Origin of the sequence: Phenylobacterium sp., assembly GCF_030697305.1 — a bacterium.
Lineage (GTDB): Bacteria > Pseudomonadota > Alphaproteobacteria > Caulobacterales > Caulobacteraceae > Phenylobacterium.
In genome coordinates this window covers 57,575-70,577 of sequence record NZ_JAUYQL010000135.1, presented here as the reverse complement: position 1 = coordinate 70,577, position 13,003 = coordinate 57,575, and the positions used below count along the sequence as shown (strand labels likewise).

At 69.6% G+C, this 13,003-nt stretch carries 15 protein-coding genes; 8 read left to right on the top strand and 7 right to left on the bottom strand.

Translation table 11 applies throughout. The features are described from left to right. Positions 1-138: 138 nt before the first annotated feature. On the top strand, positions 139-564 hold the full coding sequence (locus Q8R27_RS14185) for a YkvA family protein (RefSeq protein WP_305598388.1): 426 nt from the start codon (positions 139-141) through the stop codon (positions 562-564). 4 nt (positions 565-568) lie between these two features. Here Q8R27_RS14185 and Q8R27_RS14180 read toward each other — a convergent pair whose 3' ends face one another. Continuing rightward, positions 569-1,579 (bottom strand): NADPH:quinone oxidoreductase family protein, encoded by a 1,011-nt coding sequence (locus Q8R27_RS14180; RefSeq protein ID WP_305699632.1) that lies wholly within the window; start codon positions 1,577-1,579, stop codon positions 569-571. A 153-nt stretch (positions 1,580-1,732) separates the two neighbouring features. Between Q8R27_RS14180 and rlmN the strand changes: the two genes are divergently transcribed. From rlmN to Q8R27_RS14165, 3 genes are all read left to right on the top strand, one after another. Then, complete coding sequence (gene rlmN, locus Q8R27_RS14175) at positions 1,733-2,914, top strand: 23S rRNA (adenine(2503)-C(2))-methyltransferase RlmN (protein WP_305699631.1); 1,182 nt, start codon at positions 1,733-1,735, stop codon at positions 2,912-2,914. A gap of 82 nt (positions 2,915-2,996) precedes the next feature. Further along, positions 2,997-3,425, top strand: coding sequence for a DUF350 domain-containing protein (locus Q8R27_RS14170; RefSeq protein ID WP_305597337.1), 429 nt, complete (start codon positions 2,997-2,999; stop codon positions 3,423-3,425). 7 nt (positions 3,426-3,432) lie between these two features. Beyond that, positions 3,433-4,254 carry a serine protease gene (locus Q8R27_RS14165; protein ID WP_305699630.1) on the top strand — a complete coding sequence of 274 codons (822 nt, stop codon included), beginning with the start codon at positions 3,433-3,435 and terminating at the stop codon, positions 4,252-4,254. On the opposite strand, the gene Q8R27_RS14160 is transcribed toward Q8R27_RS14165, so the two are convergent. Genes Q8R27_RS14160 through Q8R27_RS14150 form a run of 3 tightly spaced genes read right to left on the bottom strand, consistent with a single transcriptional unit; the run spans position 4,251 to position 8,033 of the window. Continuing rightward, positions 4,251-5,978: an MFS transporter gene (locus tag Q8R27_RS14160; protein ID WP_305699629.1), complete on the bottom strand. Its 1,728-nt coding sequence runs from the start codon at positions 5,976-5,978 to the stop codon at positions 4,251-4,253. The two genes, Q8R27_RS14165 and Q8R27_RS14160, sit on opposite strands and share 4 nt — an antisense overlap. Before the next feature lie 46 nt (positions 5,979-6,024). Then, on the bottom strand, positions 6,025-7,560 hold the full coding sequence (locus Q8R27_RS14155; RefSeq protein ID WP_305699628.1) for a response regulator: 1,536 nt from the start codon (positions 7,558-7,560) through the stop codon (positions 6,025-6,027). Between the two features lie 35 nt (positions 7,561-7,595). Then, positions 7,596-8,033 (bottom strand): helix-turn-helix domain-containing protein, encoded by a 438-nt coding sequence (locus Q8R27_RS14150; protein ID WP_305699627.1) that lies wholly within the window; start codon positions 8,031-8,033, stop codon positions 7,596-7,598. Positions 8,034-8,150: 117 nt separating this feature from the next. Between Q8R27_RS14150 and Q8R27_RS14145 the strand changes: the two genes are divergently transcribed. The 4 genes from Q8R27_RS14145 (at position 8,151) to Q8R27_RS14130 (ending at position 10,260) form a co-directional block, all read left to right on the top strand. Beyond that, a complete protein-coding gene (locus tag Q8R27_RS14145) occupies positions 8,151-8,912 on the top strand; it encodes a helix-turn-helix transcriptional regulator (RefSeq protein ID WP_305699626.1) in 762 nt (253 codons plus the stop codon). 72 nt (positions 8,913-8,984) lie between these two features. Further along, positions 8,985-9,338: a hypothetical protein gene (locus Q8R27_RS14140; RefSeq protein ID WP_305699625.1), complete on the top strand. Its 354-nt coding sequence runs from the start codon at positions 8,985-8,987 to the stop codon at positions 9,336-9,338. A 76-nt stretch (positions 9,339-9,414) separates the two neighbouring features. Beyond that, positions 9,415-9,891, top strand: a complete 477-nt coding sequence (locus tag Q8R27_RS14135; protein ID WP_305699624.1) for a hypothetical protein — start codon at positions 9,415-9,417, stop codon at positions 9,889-9,891. Between the two features lie 84 nt (positions 9,892-9,975). After that, entirely contained in the window at positions 9,976-10,260 is a 285-nt protein-coding gene (locus Q8R27_RS14130) for a PepSY domain-containing protein (RefSeq protein ID WP_305699623.1), read from the top strand. Positions 10,261-10,265: 5 nt separating this feature from the next. Here Q8R27_RS14130 and Q8R27_RS14125 read toward each other — a convergent pair whose 3' ends face one another. The 3 genes from Q8R27_RS14125 to Q8R27_RS14115 form a co-directional block, all read right to left on the bottom strand. Continuing rightward, positions 10,266-11,798, bottom strand: a complete 1,533-nt coding sequence (locus Q8R27_RS14125; RefSeq protein ID WP_371134705.1) for a YifB family Mg chelatase-like AAA ATPase — start codon at positions 11,796-11,798, stop codon at positions 10,266-10,268. 194 nt (positions 11,799-11,992) lie between these two features. Next, entirely contained in the window at positions 11,993-12,562 is a 570-nt protein-coding gene (locus Q8R27_RS14120; RefSeq protein WP_305699622.1) for a DUF899 family protein, read from the bottom strand. Then, positions 12,562-12,963 (bottom strand): helix-turn-helix transcriptional regulator, encoded by a 402-nt coding sequence (locus Q8R27_RS14115; protein ID WP_305699621.1) that lies wholly within the window; start codon positions 12,961-12,963, stop codon positions 12,562-12,564. The genes Q8R27_RS14120 and Q8R27_RS14115 overlap by 1 nt, the downstream gene beginning before the upstream one ends. Positions 12,964-13,003: the final 40 nt, after the last annotated feature.

Sequence of the window (13,003 nt, the reverse complement as noted above, 5' to 3'; positions counted from 1 at the left end):
ATCCGCCGCCCAACGAACCCTCAATCAGGCCGAAGGTAAAGCGTGCACTGGCCACGGCACGTGCGGCGCGTCAGCGCGATCAAGCCTTGGCGCGGCCTCGCTTGCAGCGTCCATCCTATAGGCGCAAGGCTGGGGACGATGACCGCTGACACCGACGCTTCCCGCGACGTCCACGGCGACCCTTTCGACGCCACGGGGCCGATCGCTCCCGATCGCGCGCTGACGCCGGCGGTGATCCGCCTGAACGAACAACGCGTGGCGACAGGCTTCTGGCCGAAATTCCGCAAGGTCGCCGCGCGCGTCCCGTTCGCCGGCGAGGTGTTGTCGGTATGGTTCTGCGCCCGCGACGCCGAAACGCCGCCGGCTGCGAAGGGCATGATGCTGGCGGCGCTGGCCTATTTCGTCGTGCCCACCGATGCGGTGCCCGACTTCATCGCCGGCATCGGATTCACCGACGACGCGGCGGTGTTCGCGGCCCTGCTGGCGGTGGTCGGGCGCAACCTCAAGCCGCGCCACCGCGAGGCGGCGCGCAGCCTGCTGGACCGGATGCGGCGCGAGACCTGACGGCTCAGGCCGGCTCGCCCATGGTCACGACCACCTTGCCCATCGCCTTGCGGCTGGCCAAGTGGGTGATGGCGTCAGCGGCCTTGGACAGGGGGAAGCGCTCCGAGACGTGAGGTTTCAGCGCGCCGCGCTCGTACATGCCAAGCAGGTTCTGGACGCTGGCCGAAAACGCCTTCGGGTCGCGGCGCATCCAGTCGCCCCAGAATACCCCGACGATGTCGCATCCCTTGAGCAGCGGCAGGTTCAGCGGGATGCGCGGGATATCGCCCGCCGCGAAACCGATCACCAGGTAGCGGCCTTCCCAGTTGATGCTGCGCAGCGCCGGCTCCGCATAGTCGCCGCCCACCGCGTCGTAGATCACGTCGGGACCGTCCGCGCCGCAGGCCGACTTGAACAGCTCCGACAGCGCCTTCTGGCCGGCCCGGTCGATCGGGCCACGTGGATAGACCACGCCATCGTCGGCGCCGTGCGCCTTGGCCAGGTCCACCTTCTCCTGGCTGGAGCAGGCAGCGATCACCCGCGCGCCCATGGCCTTGCCGACCTCCACCGCTGCGAGCCCGACGCCGCCCGCCGCGCCCAGCACCAGCAAGGTCTCGCCGGCCTTCAGCTTGCCGCGCTCGTTCAGGGCATGATGCGCGGTGCCGTAGGTCAGCAGGAAGGCGGACGCGACGTCGAAGGGCATGGCGTCGGGGATCTTCACCAGGAGCGCCGCCTCGATGGCCATCTCCTCGGACATGCCGCCGAATGTCGTTACGGACAGTACGCGGTCGCCGACCTTCACCGCGGTGACGCCGTCGCCCACCTGTTTCACCACCCCGGAGATTTCGCCGCCCGGGGCGAACGGGCGGGGCGGTTTGGTCTGGTACTTGTCCTCGATGATCAACACGTCGGGGAAGTTGACCCCACAGGCCTTGACGCTGACCACAGCCTGGCCCGCGCCCGCCACCGGACTCGGCAGGTCCTCGAACACCAGGGTTTCGGGGCCGCCCGGAGACTTGCTCAGCAGAGCCTTCATCTCGATCACCACACGCTTGCGCAAAAAGTGCGCGACGCTAGCCCAGCCCGTCTGGCGACGGAAGGGCCGGGCGGGACAGCCGCGGCCCGATTTGGCGCAGCGGGTCCCAGGCCCTATATTGCCGCTTCCTCCAACCCTGCGGACCTTGCACCCTTGGGCGTCACCCTGGACTTTTCGCGCGCCGCCGCGGGCGAACCCGCCCAGGCCAGGCCCAACCTTTCGGGGCTGACGCGGCCGGCGCTGGCCGCGGCGCTGGTGTCTTCCGAAGCGGTGCCGCCGGAGAAAGCCCGCATGCGCGCCGGCCAGCTCTGGCGCTGGATGCATCACTACGGCGTCACCGACTTCGAACGGATGACCGACATCGCCAAGGAGACACGCGCGGCGCTGGCCGAGCGCTTCGTGGTTGCGCGGCCCGAGGTCGTGGAGCGCCAGGTCAGCCGCGACGGCACGCGCAAGTGGCTGATCCGCACCGCGCCGGGCATCGAGGTCGAGACCGTCTACATCCCCGACGTCGGCCGGGCAGGCGCGCTGTGCGTCTCCAGCCAGGTCGGTTGCACGCTGAACTGCACCTTCTGCCACACCGGCACCCAGGCGCTGGTCCGCAACCTGACCGCGGCCGAGATCGTCGCCCAGGTGCAGGTGGCGCGCGACGACCTGGGCGAATGGCCGAGCCCCAAGGAAGACCGCCGGCTCTCCAACGTGGTGTTCATGGGCATGGGCGAGCCGCTGTACAATCTGGGCGGCGTCGCCGACGCGATCGACATCATCTCGGACAACGAGGGCATCGCGCTGTCGCGGCGACGGATCACCGTGTCGACGTCGGGCGTCGTCCCGGAACTCGACGCCCTGGGCGCGCGGACTCAGGCGATGCTGGCGATCTCGCTGCACGCCACCAACGACGCGTTGCGCGACGTGCTGGTGCCGCTGAACAAGAAATATCCGATCGCGGAGCTGATCGCCGGCGTGCGCGCCTATCCGGGCCTGTCGAACGCCCGCCGCGTAACCTTCGAGTACGTGATGCTGAAGGGGATCAACGACAGCCTCGCGGAGGCCAAGGCGCTGGTCAGGCTGTTGGCCGGCATCCCCGCCAAGATCAACCTGATCCCGTTCAACCCCTGGCCGGGCAGCACCTACGAGTGTTCGGACTGGGGGACGATCGAACGGTTCGCCGCGGTGCTGAACCGCGCCGGCTACGCCTCGCCGATCCGCACGCCGCGCGGCCGCGACATCCTGGCCGCCTGCGGCCAGCTCAAGTCGGAGAGCGAGAAGGTCAGGGCCAGCGCGCGGCGAAAGACCCCCGCCGGGTCGGCCGTCGCGCCCGAGGCCGCGCCTTGACGTCTAGCCACGGACGTTGCGCGCCGCGCGCCGCGTGCTAACCAGAAGCCCGTCTCCGCCGACCGCCAGGTAAAATCCTCCGATGCCGCCAGAGCTCCAGTCGCCGGAGATCCAGGCTTTCGCCACAGGCTTTCCCGTCACGCTGCTGCACGCGGCGGTGACCACGCTGATCCTGTTCCTGGCCGTGACGCTCTACGTCCTGCTCACCCCGCATCGGGAGATCCGCCTGATCCGCGAGGGCAACGCCGCCGCCGCGGTGTCGCTGGGCGGCGTGTTGGTGGGATTGGCGATCCCGCTCGCCGTGTCGTTGACCGCCTCGACCTCGGTGGTGGAGATCGGCGTCTGGGGTGTCTCGACGGTGATCGTCCAACTGCTGGTCTTCCGCCTTGTCGACATCGTGCTGCGCGGCCTGCCGCAGCGCATCCAGGAGGGCGAGGTCGCCGCCGCGGCCCTGCTGGTGGGCGCCAAACTCGCCACCGCCTTGATCATCGCCGCCGCCGTGGCTGGCTGAGCGGACCATGCACTTCCCCCGGCTACCCGACTGGGCCGTTTATGCGGCGGTGGTCGCAGCGCTGCTGGTCGCCGCCGTCGGACGCCAGGAGCGCGCCGATGCGCCGCCGGCCCCGCCGGAGCTGGATGAAGGCCCGTTGGGCCCCGCCTCGCCCTTCGATCCGGGCGTCGTGGTGGATGTGCCGGGCAAGGCCTCACCGGGCGTCGGCACCGCCTTCTCCGTGTCCGACAGCGGCGTCTGGATCACCGCGCGCCACGTGGTTGACGGCTGCGCCCGCACCGCCATCGTCATCGGCGAGGGCCAGGGCGTCGCCGCCCAGGTGCAGATCGACCCCCGCGGCGAAGCGGCGATCCTGACGACGGATGGCGGGGCCCCGCCGCTGCCTCTGGGTCTTAGCGCCGGCCTGCGACGCGGCGAACGCGCCTTCCACCCGGGCTACCCACAGGGCCGTCCCGGCGAGGCCACCTCACGCCTGCTCGGGCGTGAGACCTTGATGGTTAGGGGGCGAGGCGCCCGCGCCGAGCCCGTGCTCGCCTGGGCCGAGACCGGCCGGACCGATGGCCTGGAGGGCACGCTGGGCGGCCTCTCCGGCGCGCCGGCGCTGGACTCTGCCGGCCGGGTGATCGCCGTGACCGTCGCCGAGTCGCCGCGTCGCGGGCGGATCTACACGACGGTCCCGGAAACGGTCAGCGACGCCATCGCCTATTCCCACAAGCGGGCCGCACCCTTCGCGGCCGGCCAGCCGGTGACCACCGACAACTACGGCCGCGTTGCCGACGGGCTGCGCCGCGACCTGCGCGTGGCCCAGGTGATCTGCCTGACGACCTAGGCGGTCTGCGACTGGCTCTGGGTTTGGGCCGGTGTCTGCGCGGGCGGCTGGCGGCGCGCGACCATGAACACCAGGACGATCGCCGCGACCCCGATCGCCGCCGAATAGAAGAAGAACGAGACATAGCCCGCGCCGAGCGCCGCGGCGCTGACCTGGGACTTGGCCGCTGCGGCGGCGAAGGTCTCCGGCGGCAAGCCCGTGAACAGGCCCTTCAGCATCGCCGCCGGCCCGCCAGCGTCAGCCGATTTCGCCGTGGCCTCGACCAGCCGTCCGGACTGCGACGCGAGCAGCTTGCCGGGCAGGGAATAGAGCGAGGAGAAGAGCGCGTACTGGGTGGCGGTGAACCCTGCGCTGGTCAGGCTGGACATGTAGGCGATGAGGCAGGTGCCCGAGAAGCCCGAGGCGATGTTATCCACGCCGATGGCGACGAACAGGGCGGGCAGGGTCGGCCCTTGCGCCGCCAGCCAGGCGAAAACCAGATTGCTCAGCGGGCCCGCGAACGCGCCGATCACCAGCGCCCGCATCAGCCCCAGCCTGACAACCGCCAGCCCGCCCAGGAACACGCCGGCCATCGACATGAACATGCCGAAGAATTTCCGCACTTCGGCGATCTCGGTCTTGGTGAACCCGAGGTCCAGGTAGAACGGATTCATGATGTTGAGCACGAAGTCGGACAGCCGGTAGAGGCAGATGGTCGCCAGGATCAACCCCGCCACGCGGCCGTAGCGCCCGAAGAAGTCGCCCAGAGGCTCGCCGAACGCGGCCCCCAGATAGATTCCCGGCCGGGTGCGCATCGAGCGCAACGGTCTTGCTGCGACGAAGATGATCAGTCCGCCCACGATCACCCCGGCCACCTGGGCGAACACGCCCCAGGGCTTCGCCTCCCAGACGGCGGTGAGGCTTTCGCCCGCCGAGGGCAGACCGAGAAGGCCCAGCAAACCGGCCAGCAGGTCGGCGTTGCCCGACAGGCCGGAGCCCAGCACCAGGGCGCCTAGGACGAACAGCGCCAGACGGATCACCCACTCGAAGACCTCGCGCGCCGGCGCGGCGGCGACGCCCTCGGCGTGGATCGGCCGAATCTGGTGCTGGGCTTCGCGGGGGGCGCCCAGCACGCCCAGCACGCCCACCACCATGAGGCCCGCCATCACGGCGTAGGAGAAGTTCCAACCGTGGCTCTCGGCCAGCACCAGCGGCGCCGCGCCCGCGGTCAGGGTGGCGATGCGGTAGCCCCACTGGTAGGCCGCAGCCATCGCGCCCTGCTTTTCAACCTCCGCCACCTCGATGCGCCAGGCGTCGATGACGATGTCCTGGGTCGCCGAGGTGAAGCCCACGAACACCGCGAAAGTGGCCATGAGGCCGAGCTGGCTCGCCGGATCCGTACCGGCCACCAGCCACAAGCCGACGATGACCAGCGCCTGGCAGGCCAGCATCCACGAACGTCGATGACCGAGCCAGCGGGTGAGCAGCGGCACCCGCGTGCGGTCGACCAGCGGCGCCCAGAGGAATTTGAACGAATAGGCTAGCGTCGCCAGGCTGAAGAAGCCGATCACCTCCAGCGACAGGCCGGCGTCGCGCAGCCAGGCCGACAGCGTGTCGAAGATCAACAGGTTGGGCAGCCCGGAGGCGAAGCCGAGCGCCAGCATCGCCAGCGAGCGGCGCTCGCCATAGACCGCGATGGCCGACAGCAGGCTGCGCCGGGGCGGGGTGTCGGCGTCCGCGGTCATGGGTCTCGGCCTCGAATCGGGTGCGCGCCGGGAGACCCCGCCGCCGTCAACCGAGCTTGGCCCGCTCCGCGGAGTCCGTCCAGCCGGCCTTGACCCAGCGCGCCAGCATGCCGCGCAGGGCGTCCGGCGACAGCGGCTTGACCAGGAAGTCGTTCATTCCCGCCGCCAGGCAGGCGCGGCGGTCGTCGTCGAAGGCGTTGGCGGTCAGCGCCACCACGGGGCTGGCCACGCCGTCGGCCCGCAACCGCCGGGTGGTCTCCGCCCCCGACAGGCCCGGCATGCGCATGTCCATGAGGATCAAGTCGAAGCGGCCCTGCTTCAGCGCCGCCAGGGCGTCCTCGCCGGAGCGCGCATGGTCCACCGCGCAGCCTTCGCGGGTGAGCAGGGTGCGGGCGAGCATGGCGTTGATCGGATTGTCCTCGACCAGCAGCACCCGCGCGCCGGTCGCCACGGCGTGCACGACGCGTTCGTCCTCGCCGGGCTGGCCCGTCGTGGCGGCGCCGTCGATCGCGGCCAGCACGCGTTCGGCCAACGAGGCGCGACGAAGCGGCTTGATCAGGTACCCACGAAAGCCCGCCTCGCGGTAACGGGCGATCCGCCCGCGCTCGTCGGGCGCCAGCAGGATCACCGCCGCGCGGCCTTCAGGAGGGCGCAACGCCCGGCCGGCCGGCGCCAGGGCGTGGTCGACCAGCAGCACCGCGTCCTTCGGGGCGCGTCGCGACAGGGTTTCGAGATTGTCGGCGACCACCGCGCGGCCGTCGCTGGCTTCGATCTGACGGCGTGCGCCCTCGCGCACGATGGCGCTGGGCGAGGCGACGCCGACGACCCGCCCGGTCAGCGTCGCGTCGTTCTCAGAATCCGGGACGACGTCGAACCGTGCTTCGAACCAGAAGGTCGCGCCGCCGCCGGCGGGGCTTTCGACGCCGACCTCGCCGTCCATGGCATGGGCCAGCCGTCGGGCGATCGCCAGGCCCAGGCCCGCGCCGCCCAGGGAGGCCGCGTGCGGATCGGCCTGGGCGTAAGCCTCGAACACCCGGTCGCGAGCGGCGACCGGCACGCCTGGGCCGGTGTCGGCGACGATGAACCGGGTCGCGCCTTGGACGGTGCGCTCGGCGGTCACCAGCACGCCGCCGGCCTCGGTGAACTTGACGGCGTTGCCGGCGAAGTTGAGCAGGATCTGACGCACGCGTCCCTCGTCGGCCAGAATCCGGCCGGCGGCGGGCGGAACCGCCCAGGCGATCTCAAGACCCTTTTCCCGGGCGCGGGGGGACAACAGCTCGCAGACCTGGCGCAGCAACGCTTCCACGTCGACGGACGCAGGATGCAGCTCGACCTTGCCCTCGCCCAGCTTGGCGAAATCCAGCAGGTCGTTGACCAGGCCAAGCAGATGCTCGCCGCTTTCGCGCAGGGCGGCGACGTAGGCGCGCTGTTCGGCGGTCAGACGGGTGCCTTCCAGCAGTCGCGCCATGCCGAGCACGCCGTTCAACGGGGTTCGGAACTCATGGCTGAGCGCTGCGAGCTGGCCCGCGGCGACGCCGGCCTGGACCTTCGCGCCGCGACGCGGCTGGACGGTGCGTTTCATGACCCGCAGCTTAGCCGCGGCGGCTTAACGCTCGGTCAAGCCGGCGAGACTTCGGTCTCGGCCAGGGACCCTGCGCCCGCGGCGGCCTCGGCCAGGGCGGCCTCGGTCATCTCCTGGGCCAGGGTCAGCAGGGCTGCGCGGGCCCGCGCGCTGGGGATCGCCGCATAGGCATGCAGAATCTCCAGCGCGCCAGGCGTGGCCAGGGCTTCGAACACGTCGTCGCTCTGGGCGCTGAAGCCTTCCTCGCCGACCAGCCAGCCGACGGTGGTCTCCAGCGCCGACGCCGTCGACACCAGGGTGGAGCCCGAAACGCGATTCGCGCCGCGCTCGTACTTCTGCACCTGCTGGAACGACACGCCGATCACCGAGGCCAGTTCGCCCTGGCTGAGGCCGAGCTGGCGGCGACGGGCGCGTATGCGTGCGCCTATGGCCAAATCGATGGGCTCCGGTGGAGCCGCCTCTTTGGGTTGCATCAATGTCTCTAACGTCGATAACTGAACGGGCGTGCGGCCGTTTGGCCGACTTAAAGGCAAACTAGACGAAAAACGCGATCAGTCGTGTACTGTTCGCCTTATGCGAGCATTTCAACCATGACCGCTGATCGCGTCGAGCTGCTGACCCCGCGGGAACGGGAATGTCTGCGCCTCGTCGATCAGCATCTCAGTTCGAAGCAGATCGCCCGCGAGTTGGGGATGTCGAAGAATTCCGTCGACACCTACTGCGACCGTGCGCGCCGTAAACTCGGCGTCGACGACCGCTACGCGGCGGCCAAGCTGCTGGCGGCGCGCGAGCGTGACCCGGCTGTCCTGATCGCATCAGGACACGACGCAATCAGGACAGACAGCCCTGAGTTCTCCTGGCCCGATGAGGACGCATCGGGAGAGGCGGCCTATGGGCGAACGGCAGAACTTCGGGAACAGGGTGGCGATCGGCAGGGCGATTCGTCTTCGTCGGGAGATCGACGAATTCGAGCAGCGCTGGCCCGCGCCCAACAGCTCGGAGGAAACGACACCGACTTTCTCATGGGTGCAGCTGGAACGACAGCTCGTCGATCTGGCCGCAACCGAGATGCAAGCGGAGATGGCTCGCCATTTAGTATCGGCCACACGCAAACTGAGCGCCTTCAAGCCGCCCGAGATGGTGCTGCGGGAAATCCTCTGCCTCACCTGGGTTCTCCTCGACGAGAATTTCAGGCCTGGGATCGGGGAAGGGTCGGACGAAATGACCTAGGCCCGCTTGCTCGCCTGGGGGCGATCGTAGGCGTCGCGATTTTGACGGCGCTTGCTTTCGGCGCGGTGCTTGCCGGGCTTCACGCCCTTCAAGACCTGGCGCGAGCCCTCGTCCGGACCTGATCCGGCTCGACTTTTGAAATCAACGTCAACCTAGGGGCGCGCCGTGCCATTTCGGCGCGCGGGAGAAAACTCATGCTCAAGCAACGCCGCGCCATCGCCGAAAACATCGCCGATGCTCTGTTCCAAGCCGAGGCCGCCATCGACGCGGCGCTCAGCAAAACCGCCACGCTGACCGGCGTCATGCCGTCGATGCGCGCGCAAGCCGGTCTCTCGGCTCTGATCGGTCAAGGCGCTGTCGAACGCGCCAGCCAGGCGATCATGGCGCTGACCGAAGCGCGCCGCGCCATCGTCGAGACCCACAAGGAACTCAGCGTCGCGCAAAGCCAAATCGGCCTGGGCGCTGTCGCCCTGGGCGACGAAGGCGGCGACAAGCCTCCGGTCGAAGGCGGCATCGCGGCTCGCCTGCGCACCGTCCGCGCCGCCTAAGGTTCGCGCTCGGGTTTCATAAGACCTGACCGTCTGCCAGTGTGGGCCCTCGTGCGAACGAGGGCCCACTTTCGTTATGAGCCTGGCGAGCCTGCAACTGCCCCACTGGCTTTGGTGGGTCGCGATCTGCGGCGTCTGCGCCAACGCCGGCTGGCGTGGGGGGCCGTCCGAGCGCATCGGTGCGGCGGCCATCTTCGTGGGCTGGATGATCGCGGTGCTGTTGCCGGACGATCAGTGGCTCCACCTGCGCTGGACCACCACGGTGGTCGACATCCTGGTGTTCGCGGTGCTGATCTGGCTCGCCCTGAGGAGCGACCGCTACTGGCCGATCTGCGCGGCGGCGTTCCAACTGCTGGCGGTGGTCACCCACGTCGCCCAGATGCTCGACCGCACGCTGGGCAACTGGGTCTACTACAGCGCCGGCGTGCTCTGGGGCTACCTGCTGTTGGTCCCGCTGGCGGTCGGCACATGGACCTACCGGGCGGCGCGGCGTCGGGCCGAGGTCGAACTGGCGATGGGGTTCGATCCTGCTATCGGCGACACCCGACGCTAGGCGGCCAAGCCGCGCCCGGGCGGATTGGAACGCGCGCCGCCATGAGCCGTTTCGCAGCATCCAACCGCCTTAGGAACGCCTCTCATGCGCATTGTCGCCCTCGCCATACTCTCCGGTTCAGTCGCCCTTCTCGCGAGCCCGACGCTCGCCAAGGATCGCGCGCCGACGCCACAGGAGCAGGCGGCGATTGAAAAGGTGCTTCGCGCCGAGGGCTTCGTGGCCTGGGAGGAGATCGAGTACGACGACGACCGACCGATCCGTCAGCCGGTCTGGGACATCGACGACGCGCGCACTGCCGATGGCAAGGTGTTCGACGTCAGGCTGGAGCCCGGCACGCTGAAGGTGCTGCGCCGCGCCGCGGACGATTGAACGCGTCAAGCGCCCGACATCACCATCCCCGGCGACACGCGTCGGTAGATGAGCGCCTCGGCGATGTGGAGGCGGCGCACCGACGGCTCGCCTTCCAGGTCGGCGATGGTGCGGGCAAGCCGGAGCGTACGGATCCAGCCGCGGGCGGTCAGGTTGCCGGCCTCCGCGGCGCGCGACAGCAGCGCGCGGGCAGGGGCGTCCATGGCGGCGATAGCGTCCAGGAAGTCTCCGTCCGCCTGGGCGTTCAGCGCAGCCGCGCCGTTTCCGGCCTGCGCTGCGCGATCGGCCTGCAGGCGCCGCGCGGCCAGCACGCGGGCGGCGCCTTCGGCGGTGCCCTCGGCCGGCGGCGGCAGTGCGAGGTCGGCTGCCGTGACCGGCGGCACGTCCACCTGCAGGTCGATGCGGTCCATCATCGGGCCCGACACCTTGCCCTGGTAGTCCGACTGGCAGCGCGGCGCGCGCCCGCAGGCGCCGCGGCCGGCCCCGCCATTGCCGCAACGGCACGGGTTCATCGCCGCGATGAGCTGGAAACGCGCCGGGTAGCGCACGTGGGCGTTGGCGCGGGCGACCACCACCTCGCCGGTCTCCAGCGGTTGGCGCAGGCTATCCAGCGCCTGGGCGGAGAACTCCGGCAACTCGTCGAGGAACAGCACGCCATTGTGCGCCAGCGAAACCTCGCCGGGCTTGGCCTTGATCCCGCCGCCGGTCAGCGCCGCCATGCTGGCTGAGTGGTGCGGCGTGCGGAAGGGTCTCGCCCGGGTCAGCTCGCCCTTGGCGATCAGGCCGGCGATGGAATGAACCATCGAGGTCTGCAGCAGCTCCTCCGGCGTCAGCGGCGGCAAAAGACCCGGTAGGCGCGCGGCCATCATCGACTTGCCAGACCCCGGCGGGCCGCAGAACAGCAGGTTGTGGCCGCCGGCCGCGGCGATCTCCAGCGCGCGCTTGGCCTGTTCCTGACCCTTGACCTCGCGCAGGTCGGGTACGCGCGCACCGTCGACCATCGGCCCGGGCTTCGGAGGCGACAGCATCTGGGTTCCGCGGAAATGGTTGATCACCGCCACCAGCGACGGCGCGGCCAGCAAGCGCACGTCGCCGGCCCAGGCGGCCTCGGCCCCGCAGTCCTTCGGGCAGATCAGGCCGAGATCCATCGATCCGGCGGCGACCGCGGCGGGCAGCGCCCCGGCCACGCCGACGATGCGGCCGTCTAACGAGAGTTCGCCCACCGCCGCCCATCCGGCCAGGGCGTCGGGCGGGATCACGCCCATCGAGGCCATCACCGCGAGCGCGATCGGCAGGTCGTAGTGGCTGCCCTCCTTAGGCAGGTCGGCCGGCGCGAGGTTGGCGATGATCCGCCTGGCCGGCATGGCCAGGCCCAGGCCTGCGAAGGCGGCGCGCACCCGTTCGCGGCTTTCGGCGACAGCCTTGTCGCCCAGGCCGACCAGCATGAACTTGACCTCGCCGCCGGTCAGCTGGACCTCGACGTCGACGCGCCGCGCCTCAACCCCTTGAAAGGCCAAGGTGACCACCCGCGCGACCATCATTCCCCGCTTATTGACGCCTTGAGTTATCCACAAGGCTGCCGCAGAACGCGGTTCGGATCAAGAACAAATGATGAACTTATCGGGAAGATCAGTGGTTTCTGCGCTCTAGCGCCACCACTTCGACTCACAACCTAGCTGTGCCGTAGTCCTGCCCGTCCGGAGCGTGATCGTAGCATCACATAAGCTGAGCCTCAGACGTAATTGAACTTTGGAAACCAGCCGGCCGCGCCCTGCGGCAGCATGGCGAACATGTGCCAGGCGGAGCAGAAGTCGTCGTTCGGCCCGAGCTCCGTGTCCGACACGCGCAGGATCTGATCGCCCTGGCGCTGAAAGACCGACAGCCCCGGCTGCCAGCCGCCATTGCGGTGATAGCCCATGTCGGCGGCGAAGCTGGTGCCCTGGTGACTGACCATCGGGAAACGCCAGCCGCGGCCGGCGGCGAACGCGCGCTGGACGTCCGGCGTGTTGGGGCTGGAGACCACGAAGGCGGCGCGATCGGCCAGGTGGTCGTAGACGCCGTTGAAGCCGTCCGCCCACATGGTGCAGGCGGGACAGCCGGTCCCCATGTTGTGGATGACGAACAGGTCGTCCTTGGCCCCGAACAAATCCGACAACCGCACCGGGCCGCCTGGGCCGCTGAGCTCATAGTCGGCCACCGGCTGCGGGGTGACGTCGGCCTGGATCTGGCGCATCTCGGCGCGCAGCGCTTCGATGCGGGCGCGATGGCCGGAGAGGGTCTCGCGGGTCTGGGCGTAGTCCATCATTCGTCTCCCTTGTCTTGGATCGTCGAGCCGCGCGTCTCGTCGATGCGCAGCAGGTGTTGGGCGAGGGCGTCGAAGCCGGCCTGCCAGTACTTGGCGTAGCGGTTCATCCACAGGGCGGCGGCGTAGATCGGCGCGGCGTCCAGGGTGCAACGGCTAACCCGGCCGCTGCGCGCCTGACGCACCAGGCCTGCGCGCACCAGCACGTGGATGTGACGCGACACCGCCTGCAGCGAGATCTCGAAGGGCTCGGCGATCTCCGAGACCAGCAGGGCGCCGGCGTCCAGCCGTTCGAGGATGGCGCGGCGCACCGGGTCTGAGAGCGCGAAGAACACCGCATCGAGCTGCTGGGCCTCATCCGGGGCCGGGTCGTCGCGCAAAGTCAGAGGCAGAACGTCCATGCCTCAATCAATCAACTGATCGATTGAGAGTCAACTGATT

What these genes read in the sequence shown, in the direction of transcription:
- Q8R27_RS14185 (WP_305598388.1), top strand. Translation starts at nt 139, where the DNA reads ATGACCGCTGACACCGACGCTTCCCGCGACGTCCACGGCGACCCTTTC.
- Q8R27_RS14180 (WP_305699632.1), bottom strand. Translation starts at nt 1,579, where the DNA reads ATGAAGGCTCTGCTGAGCAAGTCTCCGGGCGGCCCCGAAACCCTGGTG.
- Q8R27_RS14170 (WP_305597337.1), top strand. Translation starts at nt 2,997, where the DNA reads ATGCCGCCAGAGCTCCAGTCGCCGGAGATCCAGGCTTTCGCCACAGGC.
- Q8R27_RS14165 (WP_305699630.1), top strand. Translation starts at nt 3,433, where the DNA reads ATGCACTTCCCCCGGCTACCCGACTGGGCCGTTTATGCGGCGGTGGTC.
- Q8R27_RS14160 (WP_305699629.1), bottom strand. Translation starts at nt 5,978, where the DNA reads ATGACCGCGGACGCCGACACCCCGCCCCGGCGCAGCCTGCTGTCGGCC.
- Q8R27_RS14155 (WP_305699628.1), bottom strand. Translation starts at nt 7,560, where the DNA reads ATGAAACGCACCGTCCAGCCGCGTCGCGGCGCGAAGGTCCAGGCCGGC.
- Q8R27_RS14150 (WP_305699627.1), bottom strand. Translation starts at nt 8,033, where the DNA reads ATGCAACCCAAAGAGGCGGCTCCACCGGAGCCCATCGATTTGGCCATA.
- Q8R27_RS14145 (WP_305699626.1), top strand. Translation starts at nt 8,151, where the DNA reads ATGACCGCTGATCGCGTCGAGCTGCTGACCCCGCGGGAACGGGAATGT.
- Q8R27_RS14140 (WP_305699625.1), top strand. Translation starts at nt 8,985, where the DNA reads ATGCTCAAGCAACGCCGCGCCATCGCCGAAAACATCGCCGATGCTCTG.
- Q8R27_RS14135 (WP_305699624.1), top strand. Translation starts at nt 9,415, where the DNA reads ATGAGCCTGGCGAGCCTGCAACTGCCCCACTGGCTTTGGTGGGTCGCG.
- Q8R27_RS14130 (WP_305699623.1), top strand. Translation starts at nt 9,976, where the DNA reads ATGCGCATTGTCGCCCTCGCCATACTCTCCGGTTCAGTCGCCCTTCTC.
- Q8R27_RS14125 (WP_371134705.1), bottom strand. Translation starts at nt 11,798, where the DNA reads ATGGTCGCGCGGGTGGTCACCTTGGCCTTTCAAGGGGTTGAGGCGCGG.
- Q8R27_RS14120 (WP_305699622.1), bottom strand. Translation starts at nt 12,562, where the DNA reads ATGGACTACGCCCAGACCCGCGAGACCCTCTCCGGCCATCGCGCCCGC.
- Q8R27_RS14115 (WP_305699621.1), bottom strand. Translation starts at nt 12,963, where the DNA reads ATGGACGTTCTGCCTCTGACTTTGCGCGACGACCCGGCCCCGGATGAG.